Annotated in this window: 11 protein-coding genes (1 of these 11 running past the window's edge); 4 read left to right on the forward strand and 7 right to left on the reverse strand. The window is 48.1% G+C overall.

All coding sequences use genetic code 11. From position 1 onward, the window contains the following. On the reverse strand, positions 1–7,036 hold the beginning of the coding sequence (locus B0475_RS15810; protein WP_198538343.1) for a CARDB domain-containing protein. The gene continues 12,221 nt to the left of window position 1, outside the view; only the first 7,036 of its 19,257 coding nucleotides appear in the window; its start codon is at positions 7,034–7,036; the stop codon falls past the left edge of the window. A 542-nt stretch (positions 7,037–7,578) separates the two neighbouring features. On the opposite strand from B0475_RS15810, the gene trhO reads away from it, so the two are divergent. Further along, positions 7,579–8,568, forward strand: a complete 990-nt coding sequence (gene trhO / locus B0475_RS15820; RefSeq protein WP_077412867.1) for an oxygen-dependent tRNA uridine(34) hydroxylase TrhO — start codon at positions 7,579–7,581, stop codon at positions 8,566–8,568. After that, positions 8,565–9,245 (forward strand): lysoplasmalogenase, encoded by a 681-nt coding sequence (locus B0475_RS15825; protein ID WP_077412868.1) that lies wholly within the window; start codon positions 8,565–8,567, stop codon positions 9,243–9,245. The genes trhO and B0475_RS15825 overlap by 4 nt, the downstream gene beginning before the upstream one ends. Before the next feature lie 46 nt (positions 9,246–9,291). Here B0475_RS15825 and B0475_RS15830 read toward each other — a convergent pair whose 3' ends face one another. After that, positions 9,292–9,807: a hypothetical protein gene (locus B0475_RS15830; RefSeq protein ID WP_077412869.1), complete on the reverse strand. Its 516-nt coding sequence runs from the start codon at positions 9,805–9,807 to the stop codon at positions 9,292–9,294. A gap of 405 nt (positions 9,808–10,212) precedes the next feature. Here B0475_RS15830 and B0475_RS15835 point away from each other — a divergent pair, with 405 nt between their 5' ends. Together B0475_RS15835 and B0475_RS15840 are read left to right on the forward strand one after the other, a co-directional pair. Beyond that, positions 10,213–10,749, forward strand: coding sequence for an ECF-type sigma factor (locus B0475_RS15835; RefSeq protein WP_077412902.1), 537 nt, complete (start codon positions 10,213–10,215; stop codon positions 10,747–10,749). An 8-nt stretch (positions 10,750–10,757) separates the two neighbouring features. After that, positions 10,758–13,295, forward strand: a complete 2,538-nt coding sequence (locus tag B0475_RS15840; protein ID WP_198538344.1) for a serine/threonine-protein kinase — start codon at positions 10,758–10,760, stop codon at positions 13,293–13,295. 51 nt (positions 13,296–13,346) lie between these two features. Here B0475_RS15840 and B0475_RS15845 read toward each other — a convergent pair whose 3' ends face one another. Genes B0475_RS15845 through B0475_RS15860 form a run of 5 tightly spaced genes read right to left on the reverse strand, consistent with a single transcriptional unit; the run spans position 13,347 to position 17,751 of the window. Continuing rightward, positions 13,347–13,838: a low molecular weight protein-tyrosine-phosphatase gene (locus B0475_RS15845; protein ID WP_077412871.1), complete on the reverse strand. Its 492-nt coding sequence runs from the start codon at positions 13,836–13,838 to the stop codon at positions 13,347–13,349. 18 nt (positions 13,839–13,856) lie between these two features. Next, positions 13,857–15,119: a tetratricopeptide repeat protein gene (locus B0475_RS15850; protein ID WP_077412872.1), complete on the reverse strand. Its 1,263-nt coding sequence runs from the start codon at positions 15,117–15,119 to the stop codon at positions 13,857–13,859. A 26-nt stretch (positions 15,120–15,145) separates the two neighbouring features. Continuing rightward, on the reverse strand, positions 15,146–15,286 hold the full coding sequence (locus tag B0475_RS17735; RefSeq protein ID WP_157893019.1) for a hypothetical protein: 141 nt from the start codon (positions 15,284–15,286) through the stop codon (positions 15,146–15,148). Further along, positions 15,283–16,761 (reverse strand): glycosyltransferase, encoded by a 1,479-nt coding sequence (locus B0475_RS15855; RefSeq protein ID WP_077412903.1) that lies wholly within the window; start codon positions 16,759–16,761, stop codon positions 15,283–15,285. The genes B0475_RS17735 and B0475_RS15855 overlap by 4 nt, the downstream gene beginning before the upstream one ends. 6 nt (positions 16,762–16,767) lie before the next feature. Then, positions 16,768–17,751 (reverse strand): ATP-grasp domain-containing protein, encoded by a 984-nt coding sequence (locus B0475_RS15860; protein WP_157893020.1) that lies wholly within the window; start codon positions 17,749–17,751, stop codon positions 16,768–16,770. Between the last annotated feature and the right edge of the window lies 1 nt (position 17,752).

The following is a 17,752-nucleotide window of genomic DNA, read 5'->3' on the forward strand; positions in this document are numbered from 1 at the left end:
CGGCCCTCCAAATCGCAGTAACCTTTTCATTACATTCAAGATCAAGCTCATAGATATGAGATATGTGCTCACCGGAATCATCACGGAAGGGTGATAAGCTGTGCAAAAATTCATCACCCGGATATGAATACACATCGACCCTGGAGCCATTGGTCAATAGTCGCTGCGGAATATGTAATAAGGTATAAATTCTGCCATTATTTAAGTCCAAATGCTCAATGACTTCCCTGTAATACTCCCGCGCACTCTCTGGCCAGGTCTCTTGGGCTAAAATGGGAACCGGCAATCTGGTAAAAATCGGTATTGGTGGGCTCTCAATAAATGAAATACTGAATGACTCACTGGCAGAGTTTTCCGTGCCAGCAAATTCAACTTCAAGCCCCACACTGATCCCACCAACAAAGCCTTCAAACCAGGACTTATCCATTTCCACCAAATACAACACCAATTCCTGACCCAATGAAGGACGACCAAATGAACCTATCGGAAAGTTATCCGGTGAAATCAGATCATCTGTGAAATAAGTTTGGGCTGTAGCTAGGTCAGCCAGTTCAATGATACGCTCTGATGAGATGGCATCTCCATTGAGGTCGGAGCCATCTATGATCAACTTCACTGAAGTGACAGTCTCATCACTGAATGATTGCCAGACCAAAGATAATTTGTCACCAAACGACCAATCGGTGATGGGCTTATCATCTTCCTTGTCCAAAGATTTTTTTTCAGCCTTTCTCTCTTCCAGAACCCAATAATGCAATGGTGCATAAACCACCTCAGGTTCTGCATGGCGGAGGTCAACTTTCCTTAACTCTGAGAAAAAAATCTTCTTGAGCTCTGTTACCTCGTTGGAAAATCCGGTGTTACCGGCTGAGTCTGTTAATTGCCATCGGTAAACTCCTCTGGAATCAAAATAATCATCAAAAGATATGTTGAACCTATATGACCCCATAGCCCGCCACTCAGCTAAACTTTGCTTTTGTGGTTCAAATAATGCCAATGGCGAGCCATCATTGAATCCATCAAAATCAAGCGGCAACCCTCTCAATTCATCAATGTATGAGAGCAAACCTTCAGATCCAACAAGGGTTGAGTTTTCTGAAAGATGGTATACCGGCGATCTGACCAGTTGAGTAGAGCCGACTGGTGGCCTGGTATCAATCATGACCGAATAGCGATAGCCATTGACTGATACCAGGTATTCCCCATCTGGCAAAACCTGGGCATTGTCATCGGTGCCTGTCCAAACCAGTTGTTCAACTTGACCAGATTGTGCATATTCTCTGATCCATGAACGGACCACTGCACCCGCAGAATTCGTCACTTCAATCAGTACTTCTCCGGCCAGTAAACTCTGGTATTCAATCACAGTGTGTTCTTTGATCCCATCACCATTCGGTGAAATATAAATGGGGTCCACAGTTGGTACTGAGATGATTGATTGCGTACGTGATACAGCCGTTTGCTTGATCACAGAGGTGCGATTGCCAGCCTTATCGGTGGCAACCAGTTTCACCCGATAGGTCCCTGAAACCGGAGGATTCCAGTTCATCAGTAATTGGTTGAACCGTTCTTCTGAACCTCCCCCCAACAACAGCCAGTTTTCAGGATCGATAGATTCCGCATAATAGAGTTGAAAATGATCCAGATTGGCATCAAACACAGTACCATTAATGGCCAAACCCAATTGCGTGTGTTCAATGATCAGTTGAGTAAATAAATTGTCTTTAGGAAAATACGTACTCAAAACCATATTGTCATTCAGATCGCGACATTCAGCCCGGTAGTTTTCATTTTCAGTGGCTAACAACAAACTGCTGACTTTACCCGGATATAAGTTTCTGGGATAAGCCTGGATGAGTTCGAAATCACTGAACAATTGATTGTTGGATTCTACAGCATCATATGCCTGATCTTTAAGCAACAATTCTTGCTCACTGTAATAGTAATGACTGTCCAATTCATTGAGGTCAATTGAGGAATAATTTGTTTCATAAAAGCCAACATCACTGATGTCTGTATGATTAATTTTTCTTCTGTATTGCCAACTCCCTTCAAACTCAAACTCCTCAAACATACCCCCAACCAAAGAAGGGTCAATGGATGCGCTGTATGAGACATCAAAAGACAACAGCAGTTCTGTTTTGCTGAGCCAATTGGCATTGAAACGACTGAATTGAGGCTTTATGTTCTCTAAATCATTGTAAGAGACTGTAAACTCACCGATTTCAGTAAACACCACAATGTCATCCAATGATCCATATGTCTCTATGACCCACGACTGCAAAAAATCAAGGCCATACGGATTGGCAATGTCAAACAGTTTTATACCATTCGAATCGAACATGGATAACTGATCGTTGTGCACACTTATAAATTGATTAAAAGGTGAAAAGTATCCAGCCATGTTGTCGCCAGGATTGACTGATTCAAAGATGTCATTCACTTCTGTAACTTGGCCACCTGCGAACTGAAACAAGACCATGGAACCGTCACTGAACATCAAAGCCCTGGATGAATCGTTGGAACGGGCAATCAATCGCTCTCCCAGTCGAACCGGGCTGTTTTGTAATTGGCCATCCTGAAACCAGAATTCATCAAATTCATCCCGATCCAACCACCCGCTTTTGACCTGAGTCAGCGAGGAACCGAAAGGGTTGATGCTTGAAAAGCTGACACCCGGGCTCAGATCATGAAAAATCTTGAGAAACTGATTGCCACTTGTGGTGATCACACTGTACTCATTGGTGATGATGGGAATGTTGAACGAAAACTCACCTTGGGTGTCAAGCTGGTAGAACACTTTTGAATCAGGATCTAAAAACCACAATTCATTGAGATTGGAGATATTGACCCGCGCATCAATGATGATGTGGCCATTGTCCAGCACATGGTAATCAACCACGCGTCGGTCATCATTGAATGTAGGAGGTGTGAGCAGTTGAGCACTTTGTCCATCAGCCCCCACCTCGTACAATTTACCTTTCCGGTCACCATAATCTTTATCTTTAAGATAGATGGATTGACCATCAGCACTGTACTGTAAATTAAAGAACACCTGTCCCTCGATGCCCACAGACTGAAGTGCACATTCCAAGTCAATCACAAAACCGTCATTCTTAATCAGCGACTCATGCAACGTGGTTCTGTTGGTGTCCAGCCAAACGCTGGTTTGGTGGCTTGTTCCTGAGTTCTGGCCTGTAATGGTTACCAGGTATTGTCCATCCAGTGCCAGGCGATTGAGGTCATTTCTGCCATCCCAAATCAGATCACCGAATTGAGTGGCTGACTGAAGTGGAAATGTTCTGATGGTTTCATTGAATTGGTCAATGATGCTGATTTGATAATCATCTGTTTCATCCAGATTAAACACGATGGAGGTGTTGTCTTTGACGCCATCTCCGTTGGGTGAAAAATAGGTTTCAGTGACATAAAAAACTTTGCTTTGATTTTCGATTTGCAGCACAGCTTCATTGTTCAACTCACTGATTTCAATGATCTGATCGTCGCCATCAGTGGTTACTTTTAATGCCGTCAGGTCAGGATCATTGGGAAATACAAAACTGAATTGTGCAACCTGACTCTGACCTGCTTCGATCAAAGGTATGGTGAGTTCAGCCACTTCTGTCTCAACTCCATTTGAAATGGTGTACAAGGTGGCTGACACATCATCCAGCGGCTGCTCGCCCAGATTGACCACCGAAACATCGACACTCAGCTGTTCACCAATCACCGGAATGGTCGGTTGCAAGGCAAACCCACCGGATGAGACCATGGCATCAGGAAGATTAAGTATTCTGAAGGTGTTGAAACCGATGTTGTCATTTTCATTGAATTCTGCGATCAGATTGGCCGGATCAGCCTGAACAATGAAGGTCACATCTCCAAGCCCTGTATAACCAGGCAAATCCAAGTTGACCACCTCATCTGATCCGGCAGCCAGCGAAGGCACATCCACCACCGCCAATGATGTGGTGTTGTCCTCAATTTGTTGCAGAAATTCCAGTTGATAGGGGCCGCTGTCCTGATCTGAGGGGTTGCTGACCCGAGCGGAAACAGTGAGCAACTGACCAACCAAGCCTGGATCCGGGCTGATGGACACATCTTCATCAGATATGCTCAGGTTGGAATAGGTGTTGGCAACCACCGTAAATGGTAGACTCACTGAGTTGTTGGTTTCATCCACCTCAGCCACCTGGTCACTGTCATCGAGGCTGATGATAAGCTCAAAATTGCCCGGCTGATCTGGTATCCAATTGAATTGTCTGGTGAAGGTTTGTCCCCCTGCCATCTCAAGAATCTGATGGTCATACAAAACAACGGTACTCTGCCCATCAGTCAATTCAGCCTTAAGCGAAAACCCGGAGCTCAATACACTGCCCAGGTTTCGAAAGTCAAAGCTGATTTCGACCTGATCTCCAACCACAAACTGCATTGGCATGACCACATCGGCAGGTTCAAGATTCAGGTCAACAGTGGGTACCTGAGGCAAAATGACCTGCCATTGGTTGTTCGACTCATTCACTTCCTGAATCTGGTTTTGCGGGTCAATCACCCATTTAAGCACCAAATCAGTATTGTTTGGGGCGTCTGTAATTTGAGTAGAAAAGTTAAATGCAAAGGTGCTGCTTTGGTTGATGTCCGCAGAGATGCTGTCCAGTTCAGTGAAGCTGCCATCTGCTTGTTGTTGATACAACCCAAGCACAACATCAGTCACAGCAGATGATGAGTGATTACCTATCATAACTTCAGCCTCAAAGGTAATCGGCAAACGATCCACAAAGTCTGGTCGATACGAGCTTTGGCTGATAAGAAATGCCAATTCCGGCACTTGGGTCTGTGCATTGACTTGTACACTCAGTGAACTGTTGTTGTCTGCCTCATTGGATTCAACGATCAGATCACCTGGATCGGCGACCACATTGAGGATGACATCACCTGTCAAAGTCACTGTATCAACCATGAGTTGTGCGGTAACAGATTCACCTGCTGCCAAAGCGTCCAGCGCTACAGTTGAATGAGTCGCCTGATCTATCCATACCTCGAGGCTGAACCCTTGAGCCATATCGGCTCCGGCATTGGCCAGAGACACTTCCAGTACAAGTTCTTCACCAGCGACAACTGTTGACGCAGTTGTACTGAGCTCGACCAAACTGATGTTGGGGCGTTGATCTTCAAACAACATGAGAACAGCAAGTGCGGTTGAGTAAACACTGCCTTCAAACGAGCCATCGGTGCTCTGCATGCCTGACAATTTCAACCTGGCATTATCAATGACAATTGAATGCGATTGGTCGTTGGCTGCCTCTAATGCAGCAAGCGCCTGAGCTGTGTGGTGGACCGAGGCCACTCCATGACCAAAACCACCATCAGGCAACTGCTGGTTGATCAGCTGGTTAATGATCTCTGACTCCGTGATTGCATCACCGGTCAGCGCATAATACATTTCCAGCAACAAGGCTGAGGCGATGAGTGTGCTTTCACCACCAACCGCATAGCCGGTGGCTGAGTCAGTGTTGATCTGTTGAGCAATGAAAGCCAATGTCTCTGAACCAGGTTCATAGGCAGCACCCAAAGCACCCTTGAGGGCCTTCAGAACCAATAAGGTGTCAACAACCGATGATTCTGTACCAGCCTTGATGCCCCAGCCCCCATCTTCATTGATGTTGGACAACAGTTGATCCACAACTGACTGTTGTTTGCCAGCTGACAACACATCACTCATCAATTGCCAGGCCAATTCATCATTACTGACTGGAGTGTGTTGTTCCAACCAATTTGTGCCATTGGCGATCAAACCAATTTCACCCAGGTTATTCAACGCCCTGACAGCCAATGCGGTGTCTCTGGTTCTGGTGGCCGGCTTGTCTGCCCAGCCATTCAACTCAGCATTCGAGGCCAGAAAAGCGATCGCCAGCGGTAAATCAATTTGATCTTCCGTGGTCAGTTCATAATTCAGTGATTCCGGATGTGCCGGGCCAGGATGTGTCGTTAATTGTGGATATAAAATGGCCCCTTTACCTCCAGTTTCAGCTGCAAAGCGCTTTTGAAATTCTCTTTGCAACACCAATAACTGACCAGTTAGTTCAGCATTCAGCTGCTCAAGGGGTCTTTTCAACAACACAAATTTAAAATTAAATTGATGGGGTGACTGATCACTGGAGGGAATCCTGATGCCCTCAGCAGCAATGATGTCCTGAATAGATACGTTGATGCGATTGCCTGTTACTTCAGTGCCCACAATCGAGGGAATATCATTCACATCGCCGGGAGCACCCGAATCAATGTAGAAAAAATCAGGCACTGCTGATGATTGCACCATCCCCATGAGGTATAAATCCAATGGACTCAAAGACCTCATTCGATCTGCTGTCTCAAACAAATTGCTGTTCAGTTGATCCCACGCTGCACCGTACATGACTGATGCATTTGAGTGCATGAAATAATTCCAATGCACACCATCCCTGCCCAATAAATCAGTGCTTGTTTGACCCTGGGCATTCATGAAGCGAACATTGATCCCCCATTGGTGCATCATTTCATGAACCAGGGTATCCAAAGTACTGTCAAAACGAGGTAAGGCTGGGTTCATTTCCCAACGATGGACATCGGCCATATCAATGGTGGTCAGCAATTGATCACTGCCCATTGCCGCGCTGTTATTGAATATAGGCTTACCGATGCCTTCAACTGTATTTTGATAACTGATGGCAAAAGCAGTTGAATCTGCTGTGTCCACTGCAAAAGTTGTAAAGAACACCAGGAAATGATGATCAGGCTCAATGTTTTGATACAACTCTGTGGCCACCACCTGCCGCGCGTCAACATTGAGTTGACCAGAGATGTACTTGTCGAAGTCACCACTGAAATCGATGACAGAAACACCAGAGTCTTCACCCACATAGCTGGCATGAAATGATCCTGTCCCCTCCACAGAATAAGGGGTGTTTAACACATGAAAATCCTTGGTATGAACATCGGCTGCAAATATCAAGCAGCTAATGGCAAACAACAGGATGGCATATTGATTTTTAAGCATTGGAAAAATCCATTTTTGTGGTGTGTTCAAGTTGTGACCGCCGTTGAGCACGATGTCCATGAGGCGAATCGCCATTGTACTTAATTCCAAAAACAGCGCATTTATTTTTTCACATTTTTTCACATTTCATGACTTTTGGCCCGTGATCAGCTTGAACTGGCATGTTATTTGGCTTTATTTGACATTTTGCGGAAATCTTTGCAGGTTAAACACCCATTTTTGCTGACTCAGTTGTCAATAAATGATGACAATATCAAACCACTGCGCTCATGGACCATCCACATTATTCACCAAAACCCTTGCCCCACCCCACTTCATCGCTAAAATACTGACCTGGAATCTTTTTTAACTTGAGGAGCTGATAATCAGCTCGACCCGCTGACCCGGTTGGTTCAACACAGTTGAATCAGAGGGTCATGCACTTGATTTAATGTCATGATCGCTGTGGCCACTTTCACTTTTGTAGGGAACAAAAGTGAATGAAGGCCCAAGATCATTCCATAACGCGCCTGATTTGCGTTCAGGTCAGCAGGAGAAGTCTTATGTCACAACCCATCGTGGTCACGGCGCTGTATCATTTTGTGCGTCTGGATTATTTCGAAACTTTGCGCGAGCCTTTGTTGGATGTCATGAAAGCTCATGAGGTCAAAGGCACTTTATTACTCGCCCGTGAGGGCATCAATGGCACCATCGCCGGGACCCGTGAAGGCATCGATGCGGTGTTGGATCACATCCGCACCGATGAGCGGCTGGCTGGGGTGGATTCGAAGGAATCGTTTACGGATGAGATGCCGTTTTATCGCTCTAAGGTGAAACTCAAGAAAGAGATCGTCACCATGGGTGTGGAGGGCATTGATCCCCAGCGTGTGGTCGGTACTTATGTGGCGCCTGAGGATTGGAATGCGCTGATCTCTGATCCGGATGTGGTGCTGGTCGATACCCGCAATGATTATGAGTACAACATCGGTACTTTTAAGAACGCCATCAACCCCAATACCGAGACCTTCCGTGAATTCCCTGAGTATGTGAAACAGAACCTGGATCCTGAGAAGCACAAGAAGGTAGCGATGTTCTGTACCGGTGGCATTCGCTGTGAAAAATCCACGGCTTACCTGAAAGAACAGGGTTTTGATGAGGTGTATCACCTGAAGGGTGGCATTCTGAAATACCTGGAGGAAGTGCCGAAGGATGACACACTGTGGGAAGGTGAGTGTTTTGTGTTCGATAACCGGGTGGCGGTGAATCATGACCTGGAAAAAGGTCAGTATGATCAGTGTTATGCCTGCCGGTATCCAATCACCGAAGCGGACAAACAATCCGATCATTATAAACAGGGCGTGAGTTGTCCACATTGTTATGACAAGACCACTGCGGAACAGCGGGCACATTTTGCAGAGCGTGAGCGTCAGATGCAACTGGCCAAACAACGTGGTGAGGACCACATCGGGATGTCTGCCGCTGAGGCGATCGAACAGCGGCGCCAGGAAAAACTGGCGGCGAAAAATGCCATGCGTGAACAAGCCAAAGGATGAGTAATTCGCTGATTTTGTTTTTACCCCTGGTGTGTCTGATTGGCTGTGGCTTGACTTTATGGTTCGAAGCCCGCAGTGGCCAGGAAGGTGTTGATGCCAATGCCATGCAAAAACTCAAGATCAAAACCAAACTGCTGGCATCCCTGGCTTTTGTCGGTTTTGCCTGGGATCAGGGTGCGGCCGATAGCACCTATGGGCAGGTTTTGCTGGTCGGGCTGGTGTTGTCATTGGCCGGTGATGTGTTACTGGCAATGACCGGTGACAAGAAGTGGTTTGTGATGGGTATCGGGGCGTTTTTACTGGCGCATGTGGCCTATGCGGTGGCCTTTGGGTTGCTGAGCCCGGTGACGGCCAAGCTGCCATTGGTGGCGCCGGTGGTGGTGCTGGTCATGGCAGGTATCGGCTTGTGGCTGCGGAGGTATTTAACCGGGGTGTTTGTGGTGGCAGTTCCGGCCTATCTGCTGGCCATTGGGGTGATGCTGGTGATGGCCTGGCTGGTGCCGGTCAGTCTTGTGCAGTTCTGGGTGACCACCGGGGCGACCTTGTTCGCTTTGTCGGATGTTTTTGTTGCGCGCAACCGATTTGTTAAGCCGGCCTTTGAGAACCGCCTGATCGGATTGCCGCTGTATTACGTGGCCCAGCTGATGCTGGCTTATTCGGTGGTATGGGTGATGTGAATACGGCTAAAACCACCTGAGTATCGCATTCGCACCAAGAGCTCATTCAGGAAGCCAAAAAACCCACTGATTTGAGATAAACATAACAATAGGGCAGTACCAGAACGACGCCAACCAAGATCACTCCAATGTAGCCATACAATGCGGTTTTTTCAGCCCACTCAAAATCATACGACTCATCAATGTCATCCAGGTCAGGTAAATTTTTTATGCCTTTAATGGCCGCTGACTGATGATCCTTTTTTAATTTTTCAACCCATTCTACATGAGTCTTGCGGGCCCATTGGTGATGCTCTGCTTTGAATTTTTGATAATCCAGGTATTGCCGGTGCGCATGAAAACTCCACACCCAGGTATACAAAAAACACAGTGAACTGATGACTGGTGCATGGAGCAAATCAATCACCTGGTAAGCGATCAGGAACACTGCAATGCCACACAAAGCACTCATGACTTCGCCAGCAGGTTGATATGACCGTTTTAACCGGTGCTTATCGATCAGGTTAAAACCGGTGCCAAAAATGATTAATCCACAATATATATAAGCCCACAAAGGCATCATTTTTCTCCCTGTCAATTAAAGCAAACGTCATTGTAACCTTGGTGCTTGTGACATGACTTACCATCATATACCATCAATCCTGAAAACAGCGATGTATGGAATCAGTGAGGTGCTGTTCCTGGTTGGGTACCGGTGATCCATCGCAGTGTAGCAGTTGATGACACGTTAGCAGGTATTGTTCAGTTGACCGTGTTTAGTGACAATACCTGAACCAATTCAAGTAAAGCAGCAACTTTTCAGACAAGCATATGAGCTGAATTACGTTTGAATCTTTAGGAACCTCAAACAATCATGGGGTTTGATCATTGTTTTTGATGAACCAAGCCCCGCAGTTGTACTTGAGATGACATCCAATTGGTGTTTATACCACATATTGGGTATTATGTAATTTCTGAGCTACTGTATATGAATGACATGAAACAGGCCAAACAAGAATTTGATCAACTGGTGGAAGCAACCCTGGATATGCTCAAGCGCATCGCCAGAAAACATAAGAAGAGCCATCAGCATAACACCCTGCAAACCACAGAAATCGTTCATGAAACGTATTTGCGGGTGATCCAGAAGCAGCTGAATCACTGGCCTGATCAGAAGGAATTTCTGATTCACATGGCGATGAACATCAAACAATTTCTGCTGGATCAGTACCGCCGCAAAGTAGCAGCCAAGCGCAACCATGGCCAGCGGGCAGAATCATTCGATGATGCTTTGTATCTGGCGGTTCCGGATGGCCACGCCAACTGGGAAGAGCTGGAAGAAAACCTGGAGAAACTCAATGGCATCGATCCACAGGCCGTGGAGTTGGTGATGTTGCGGTATTTCATTGGATACAATCTGGATGAAGCCAGCAATGCTTTGCAGATCAGCACCAGCACGGCTTCGCGTAAATGGGCTTTTGCCCGCAGCTGGCTACATGCACAAATGAGCGAACAACCTCTCTAACTTCGCTCATGGGCTACAAACTACAGGACATTTTCGAAAAAGCCATCACCCTCAGTGGTGAAGAACGTGACCGCTTTATCCGCCAGGCATGCGGTGATGACGATGTGCTGAGATTCAAAGCCGAGCGACTGCTGGATACCCATGAATCACTGGAAACCTATGATGATGGGGCCACCGAAGAAGCCATGCTCACCGGCCTGGCCAAACCCGAACCACAACAACCGGTAGAGATCGCCGGTTACCAAATCACCAGACCCATCGGCTCAGGCGGTATGGGCGATGTGTATCTGGCAACACGTCAGTTGCAGGACGTCACGCAGCAGGTGGCCATCAAGGTGATGAAGACCAGCAATCCACGGCCTACTGAGAAAAGGCGTTTTTTACAGGAACAACAATTCCTGGCACAGCTTGAACACCCCAACATCGCACGCTTCATCGATGGTGGCTACACCACCGGCCAACACCCATTCGTGGTGATGGAATACGTCAGCGGACAACACATCCTTTCTCCGGCGTTCCATGACTTACCGGTGCGCAAGAAGCTGGGACTGTTTGTGCAGGTGTGTGAAGCCATACAATATATTCACCAACACCTGATCATCCACAAGGACCTCAAGCCCAACAACATCCTGATCAATGATGCCTGGCAGCCGAAAATCCTTGATTTTGGCATCGCCCGCAGCCTGGAGGAAGATCATACCCAGACCATGACGCTGGCCCTGACTCCACGTTATGCCAGCCCGGAAATGATTAACCAGGAACCGCTGAGCATGGCCACCGATGTGTATTCATTGGGTGTGGTTTTGTATGAATTCCTCACCGGCTGTCATCCCAAGGACAGCATGCCCAACTTTTTGGCCACTCCAGACTTACCCAGTGTGGCGGTACTCCAGACTTCTCAGGAGGGCAGGCGCTCCCCGGCCCGGCTGAGCCGGCATTTCAAAGGCGACCTGGATGCCATCATCATGACCGCGCTGAAGGCTGATCCTGATGAACGGTATCAATCGGTCGAAGCATTTCAGAGGGACATTGAGAACTTTCTTAAATTCAAACCCATCAGCATCAAACAACCCACGCTGCTGGATCAATCCATTAAGTTTTATCAGCGACATAAAGTGGCCACCATCCTGACCACCGCATTAAGTGCTTCCATCATCACCCTGATGGTCTTTGTTGGCTTGCAATTTAAGGACATCAAACAACAACGCACCGAATTACTCAACCGGCAACAGGTTATCCTCGCCGAAAAGGAGAAGGTGTATTCCTTGTCCAATGCCTTTGAACTGGCATTTGCCAATGCCGACCCAACCCGCTCGGGTAACGCTGAGGTATCGGCCAATGACATTCTGGATGAGCTGAACCAGCTGATCACCAATGATGTATGGAACAGTGCAGATTCCCAATTATACCTGGCCATGGGTCTGGGCCAAATCTACCTGAACACCGGTCAACATGAAAAAACCGTCGACCTCCTGGAACCGTTTTTGAATGGCCTGGATGATTTGCCCGAGGATAACCAAAAAGCCTTACTCATCCTGGTGCTCAATGGTGACATGGCATCCTTAAGCAGATCTGACTTCGAAGACCAATACAAACAGCTGGTGAACCGCTGGCCTGAAGATGCCGGGGTCCTTCAGGTCAAAGGCCACTGGCTGAAAAACCAGGGTGATTACCAGGCGGCAGAAGAAGCGTTCGCAGCAGCTTTTGAACAATTCAACCCTGAACAGCATGGCTACCTGAACAACTGTTATCTGTTGGCTGGCATTCGCAGCAAAATGTCAATGTTCAATGAATCCAGTGAATTGATGCGTCACTGTCTGTCCGTCGCATCCGCACCAGCCAATGACAAGTCACTGGCCTGGCAACGCACTGAAGCGCTGAACTTGATGGCCAATAACCTGGGATATTTAAACCAACCCGAGGCATCCTCCGCACTGACCCGCCAGGTGATAGAAGAGCGGACAGCCATTGTGGGCGCTGATCATCTGTATGTCACGGATTTGTATGCCAACCTGGGCTCGAGTTATTCACAGCTGGGCGAATATGACGAAGCTCACAAAATGCATCAACGTACCCTGGCCAAACGAATTGAGCTGTATGGTGAAAACGATGAACGGGTGTTCATGACACTGTACAACATGGCCAATAACCAAATCAGGAATCAACAACATCAGAAAGCCATCGATCTGTTGATGCGAATCATTGAAAACATAGACATTTATGATTCCAAATATACTGTCAATCTGTCCTTCATTTTCCAGTCCTTGTCTCATGCCCACATGCAACTTGAACAATACGACAAAGCTGAATATTTCACTCAGGAAGCCTTGCGGGTGCTTTTACCGTTAGACGGGTTCACCGGTAACAAGAACTGGTCAAGGCTGGTGCTGGCTGAACTGGCCATCCTGCAGGGTAACCTGGCCCATGGTGAGGCGCTGATCAGGCAAATCGAACAGGGACTGGGCGAACAATCGGATCCGGCTTTTATGAAAGACGTACAGCGTGTCAGAGCCATGCACAAATCTGCCTCTGCTACAATCGACTGAACTTGCCCTCATGGTCCATCAGGTCATCCCAGATGAATTGATGGGAGTCTGTCAGACATATTCAATTTCAGCCACCGGCTGTTCTGCCAGCAATTCAAGCATACGCCCAACCATGGTCCACATGGATTCAAACATCAAGTCAAAGTCATCACGATCGCCCCGGAAAGGATCAGGGACAAATTGGTAGTTTGGGTTGGGGTGAAAATCGGCCATCGGTAAAATCTTGTGCCATTGTGATTGTGGGCCTATTTCCCTGAGACATTCGATGTTGTGCTGATCCATGGCCACCAGCCAATCATAGTCATGAAAATCCTGGGCACAGACCTGGCTTGCCCGCAGGTCAGTCAGGTTAATGCCCATTCGGGCAGCGGCTTTGACTGAGCGCACATCAGGGTGTTTACCCACATGAAAGTCATGGGTGCCTGCTGAATCAGCCGCAGCCAGAATGAGTTGGTCGCTGTTGGCAACCAGGTGATTAAAAATGCCTTCTGCGGCAGGTGACCGGCAAATGTTGCCATAACAAACAAAAAGTATTTTTTTCATGTCATTGCTCCTGAATGATTAAAAGTGAAAAGTCACAGCACCGGTCACAGAACGGTCACTGTTGGTGAAATTATTGACCACACCCAAACCCAGTCGCCATTGATCGCCAAAGGGGACTTCGGCCTTCAAAAACCCGGTCCAGCTGGGTTGGTTGATGGCCCGGCTGTGACTGAGCCCACCATGTAACATCAACCGGTCCGGCCAGGAATGAATGGCCGACAGACTCAATGCCTGACTGTCACCGAAAGCTGAATCATGACTGAGGAATAGTTGAGACAGTAGGCTGGTGTGTTTGGTTGATTGGTACACCCAGCTGGCCTGGAACAAATACGCTTCTCCCGCTTCACTGACATCGATGTATTCCAGGCCCCACAGCCACTGATGCTTTTCTTTGAATCGATGGGCGTGATTGATGCTGAAACGTTGCTGATAGCCGTTCTGCAAATCCTGCCGGGCATAACCCAGGGACCAGGCATCACCAGATGGACGGTTGAATTTAAGGAATCCAGAAAGGTTGTTCCGGACGGCCCGAAACACCGGTATGCCATTGTCTTGTGGTGGACTGAGCGGTAATTCTGCCTGGCTGTAAATCAGTCCCCATTGATAGGCTTTGCGGGGCTGGACAAACAGCTCTATACCGCTGCTGTGGTTATCCCCAGTGGCGGTCTGATCAATGCCATGGGTGATTTTCAACCGATGATTGTACTGACTTTCAGCCATCTCCATTCCCTGACGGGCACCCTGATGATCTGGCTGCTGTTGCAATACACTCCGAAATTGCTCTTTAGCCGCTTGTTTTTGATGATCACCCAATAAAGCATGACCCAAACCGATGCGGGCTCCGGTGTCAGCTGGCTGGTCTGTCAACATGACACGATACAAGGCAACAGCTTTTGAGACATGGCCCATCCAATGCATCATCCTGGCCTCGCCCAAACGGGCACCCGGATGGTTTTCCACACCCAGCACTTGCTGGTATATATCAAGGGCCTGTTGGTGGCTTCCGGTGCGTTCAGTAGACACCGCCAGTTCCAGTGCATAGAAAATCTGATCCGGACGCATTTCCCTGGCTTGAGTCAGGTGATGAACTGATACCTCCAGGTCGCCTTGTTGACGGGCCACAATGCCCAGATAAAAATGAGACTCTGCACGCAACAAGGTTTCGTCTGATGCCGACCGCTCAAGACACCCGGCGAACCGATCGCTGGCAGCTTGCAGGCGTTGTGCCTGAAAATCTTCGATGGCCAGCTCAAATTCACACGCCATCAACCCAGCATTCATACAACACAGTCCAATCATTAACCATTTCATTTCAGCCACACCTCCCTGATGAAACCGAGGATCAACAGCACCAGCACACTGATCAGTTCTTTCCACAGTAACTGGCGTTCAATCCGGCAGTCTTTCCTCAATTCATCCACATGAATTCGTTGGTCTTCGGTTTTCATTGAATCTCCACTTTTCCTGATTTTTCGGTTTTATCCCATTTCATTTCTTTGCCTCGTAACTCTGCCACGTAGGAATTAAAGGTGATGGCACACAACAGCGGACCATATCCGGACAACAACAACAGCGGCATGGCCAGTTTCTTCAAAGGGGTTTTCTCTACACATTTGGCCAGCAAGGCGGCCACCATACTCAGGGCCAGCCAGCTGTAAATAAACAGCACCGCCACCCGGGTACCGATGCCCATCTCTCGCCAATCCTGATATTCCTGGCCCCTTAAAAGCACTGCTTCCAATGCCCCTGGAAAATAAGAAAGGACGATCACTGTCAGCGAGATCAGACCAGGGAACAACACCCCGGCAGACCAGGATTGCCGGGCACTTTTCGGGTCTATCAATAAAGAAAACAAGGTGACAAAAACATACACAATGACATTGAGTATCCAGAACATCCGAAACAGCATCCAAGACCAGGCAAAATCACTGAAAAACAACACCACCAGACCAGTGGCGGCCAATATCATGTACACCGGCATCAGCAAAATGGCGAACCAAATCATGCCAAACGCAAAACCACCCAATCTTGCATGGGCTGTTTTGTTGAACCACAAGTGCCAGTATTGTTTGGTGATTTGCCAGTTACCACGTGCCCATCGCAGTCGTTGTTTCCAGAGACCGTCAATGTTGTCAGGTTCTTCAGCCCAGACGATGGCATTGCCATCAAAGATGGCCTGATGGCCAGCCAACTGAGTCTTGAATGTGGTAAAGGTATCTTCTGCCAATGATGAGGTGTCAATGGCGCCTCCAATGGCCTCAAGGTTTTTGCGGGTATGCAATTGGGCCCCACCAGCCAGACAGGCCATGAAGGACATGACGTTCTGCGCCCTTCTGGAAGCTGCCTGCGCAGTGATGTATTCAAAATCAATGAAACGGGTCATCAGGTTGCCGGGACGGCTGCCTTCTTTGATGTATGCGGTCACCGCACCCACCTGAGGGTCGCTGAGGTGACGGGTCATTTTACGCAACGCATTTTGTTCAAACAACACATCAGCATCCATGATCAGGAACGCCTCAGACCAATCCTCTTCAAGGACCAGGCGAATGCCATGGTTGAGTGTGTGGGCCTTGCCCTGACCACCATTTTCACGGCGTAAATGGAACACATTGTTCGGAAATTGGCGGGTCTTTTCGGCCATCAATTGCGGGGTTTCATCGGTACTGGCATCATCAATGACATAGATGCGCAATTTATCTTTGGGATAGCTCATGTTCATCAATATTTTGATGGTCGAAGTGAGCACGCTGGCCTCATTCCAGGCAGGCACCAGAATGCTGACCCTGGGATAGCACGCGGCCGTTCGGGCATAGTGGTTTCGCCTGGAGTGGATGCCGATGATCAGAAACTGGTACATCGATACCCACAAGGGCAGGCTTCCCAAAATAACCAGAATTGTACAAGTGACCGTGAGCCAGTTCATTGACATTTAATCCAGCATCACAGCTTGCATGGACCCGGCAGGCAGGTACTGTTCACTCCAGGAGCGCAGCATCGCCAGGTCATCATAAGGATAATGTTCGGCCAGATGGGAACCGGACACCTCATCGATACATAATTGGGGCATGTTCACCCCGGCAGCAGCGGTCAGTGACATGGTGCCCGGAAAACGTGGATTGATTTCCAGCAAGCCAGGCTGGTTAGTGGGGTCCATTTTGAATTGTACATTCACTGCAAAGCTCAGTTTCAGGTATTCAGCCATGTCTGCTGCCAGGGAGGCAATGTGTTCATTGTGGATGGTCTGACCGACCACCGACACGCCGGAATCTACACGCATTCGTTGTCTGACCACACTGGCCCGGGCCTGGTGTTGACGATCCAGATACACATCAACCGAAAATTCATCACCTGGCAAGTATTGTTGAATCAGATAGCTGTCATCATTGGGCAACTGTCGCAGATCCGTCAATTCATGAATCAGACGGATGCCCCGACTGCCACTGTCTCTGCGGGGCTTAGCCAGCATGGGAAAATCAAAAGGACAGGGATTGAAACGGGTGTTGTATTTTTCATACATTGGCATGGAAAAAGATTCAGACAAATGGCCCATCAAGCGGTATTTATCCAGGCAAATACTCAGCGCTTCATAATCAGATAACACCACCTGAATGCCATGCTGAGCAAACAGGTCATGATGAGCGGCAATGGGCAGCAGTTCCCAGTCAACGGTGGGTACCAGCACATCAATGCCTCTGGCCAGACAACTTTTGAACAGCTGAGGGATGTAATCATCCGTTTCACCGGCCGGCAGCAACAAGCGATTGGGCTCATTCACCAGGTACAACCCGGCTGCATATGGACTCATGTCGGCCATGTGGATATTCAGACCGGTCTGATCAAGGCATTTGTAAAAGGCCACAGCTGCGGCGCCACCGGCTCCTGTGATGAGGATGTTTTTGAGGGGTTGGGTCATG

Source organism: Marinicella sediminis (assembly GCF_002000055.1).
Lineage (GTDB): Bacteria > Pseudomonadota > Gammaproteobacteria > Xanthomonadales > Marinicellaceae > Marinicella > Marinicella sediminis.

What these genes read in the sequence shown, in the direction of transcription:
- B0475_RS15855 (WP_077412903.1), bottom strand. Translation starts at nt 16,761, where the DNA reads ATGAACTGGCTCACGGTCACTTGTACAATTCTGGTTATTTTGGGAAGC.
- B0475_RS15825 (WP_077412868.1), top strand. Translation starts at nt 8,565, where the DNA reads ATGAGTAATTCGCTGATTTTGTTTTTACCCCTGGTGTGTCTGATTGGC.
- B0475_RS15835 (WP_077412902.1), top strand. Translation starts at nt 10,213, where the DNA reads ATGAATGACATGAAACAGGCCAAACAAGAATTTGATCAACTGGTGGAA.
- B0475_RS15840 (WP_198538344.1), top strand. Translation starts at nt 10,758, where the DNA reads ATGGGCTACAAACTACAGGACATTTTCGAAAAAGCCATCACCCTCAGT.
- B0475_RS15850 (WP_077412872.1), bottom strand. Translation starts at nt 15,119, where the DNA reads ATGAATGCTGGGTTGATGGCGTGTGAATTTGAGCTGGCCATCGAAGAT.
- B0475_RS17735 (WP_157893019.1), bottom strand. Translation starts at nt 15,286, where the DNA reads ATGAAAACCGAAGACCAACGAATTCATGTGGATGAATTGAGGAAAGAC.
- B0475_RS15860 (WP_157893020.1), bottom strand. Translation starts at nt 17,751, where the DNA reads ATGACCCAACCCCTCAAAAACATCCTCATCACAGGAGCCGGTGGCGCC.
- trhO (WP_077412867.1), top strand. Translation starts at nt 7,579, where the DNA reads ATGTCACAACCCATCGTGGTCACGGCGCTGTATCATTTTGTGCGTCTG.
- B0475_RS15845 (WP_077412871.1), bottom strand. Translation starts at nt 13,838, where the DNA reads ATGAAAAAAATACTTTTTGTTTGTTATGGCAACATTTGCCGGTCACCT.
- B0475_RS15830 (WP_077412869.1), bottom strand. Translation starts at nt 9,807, where the DNA reads ATGATGCCTTTGTGGGCTTATATATATTGTGGATTAATCATTTTTGGC.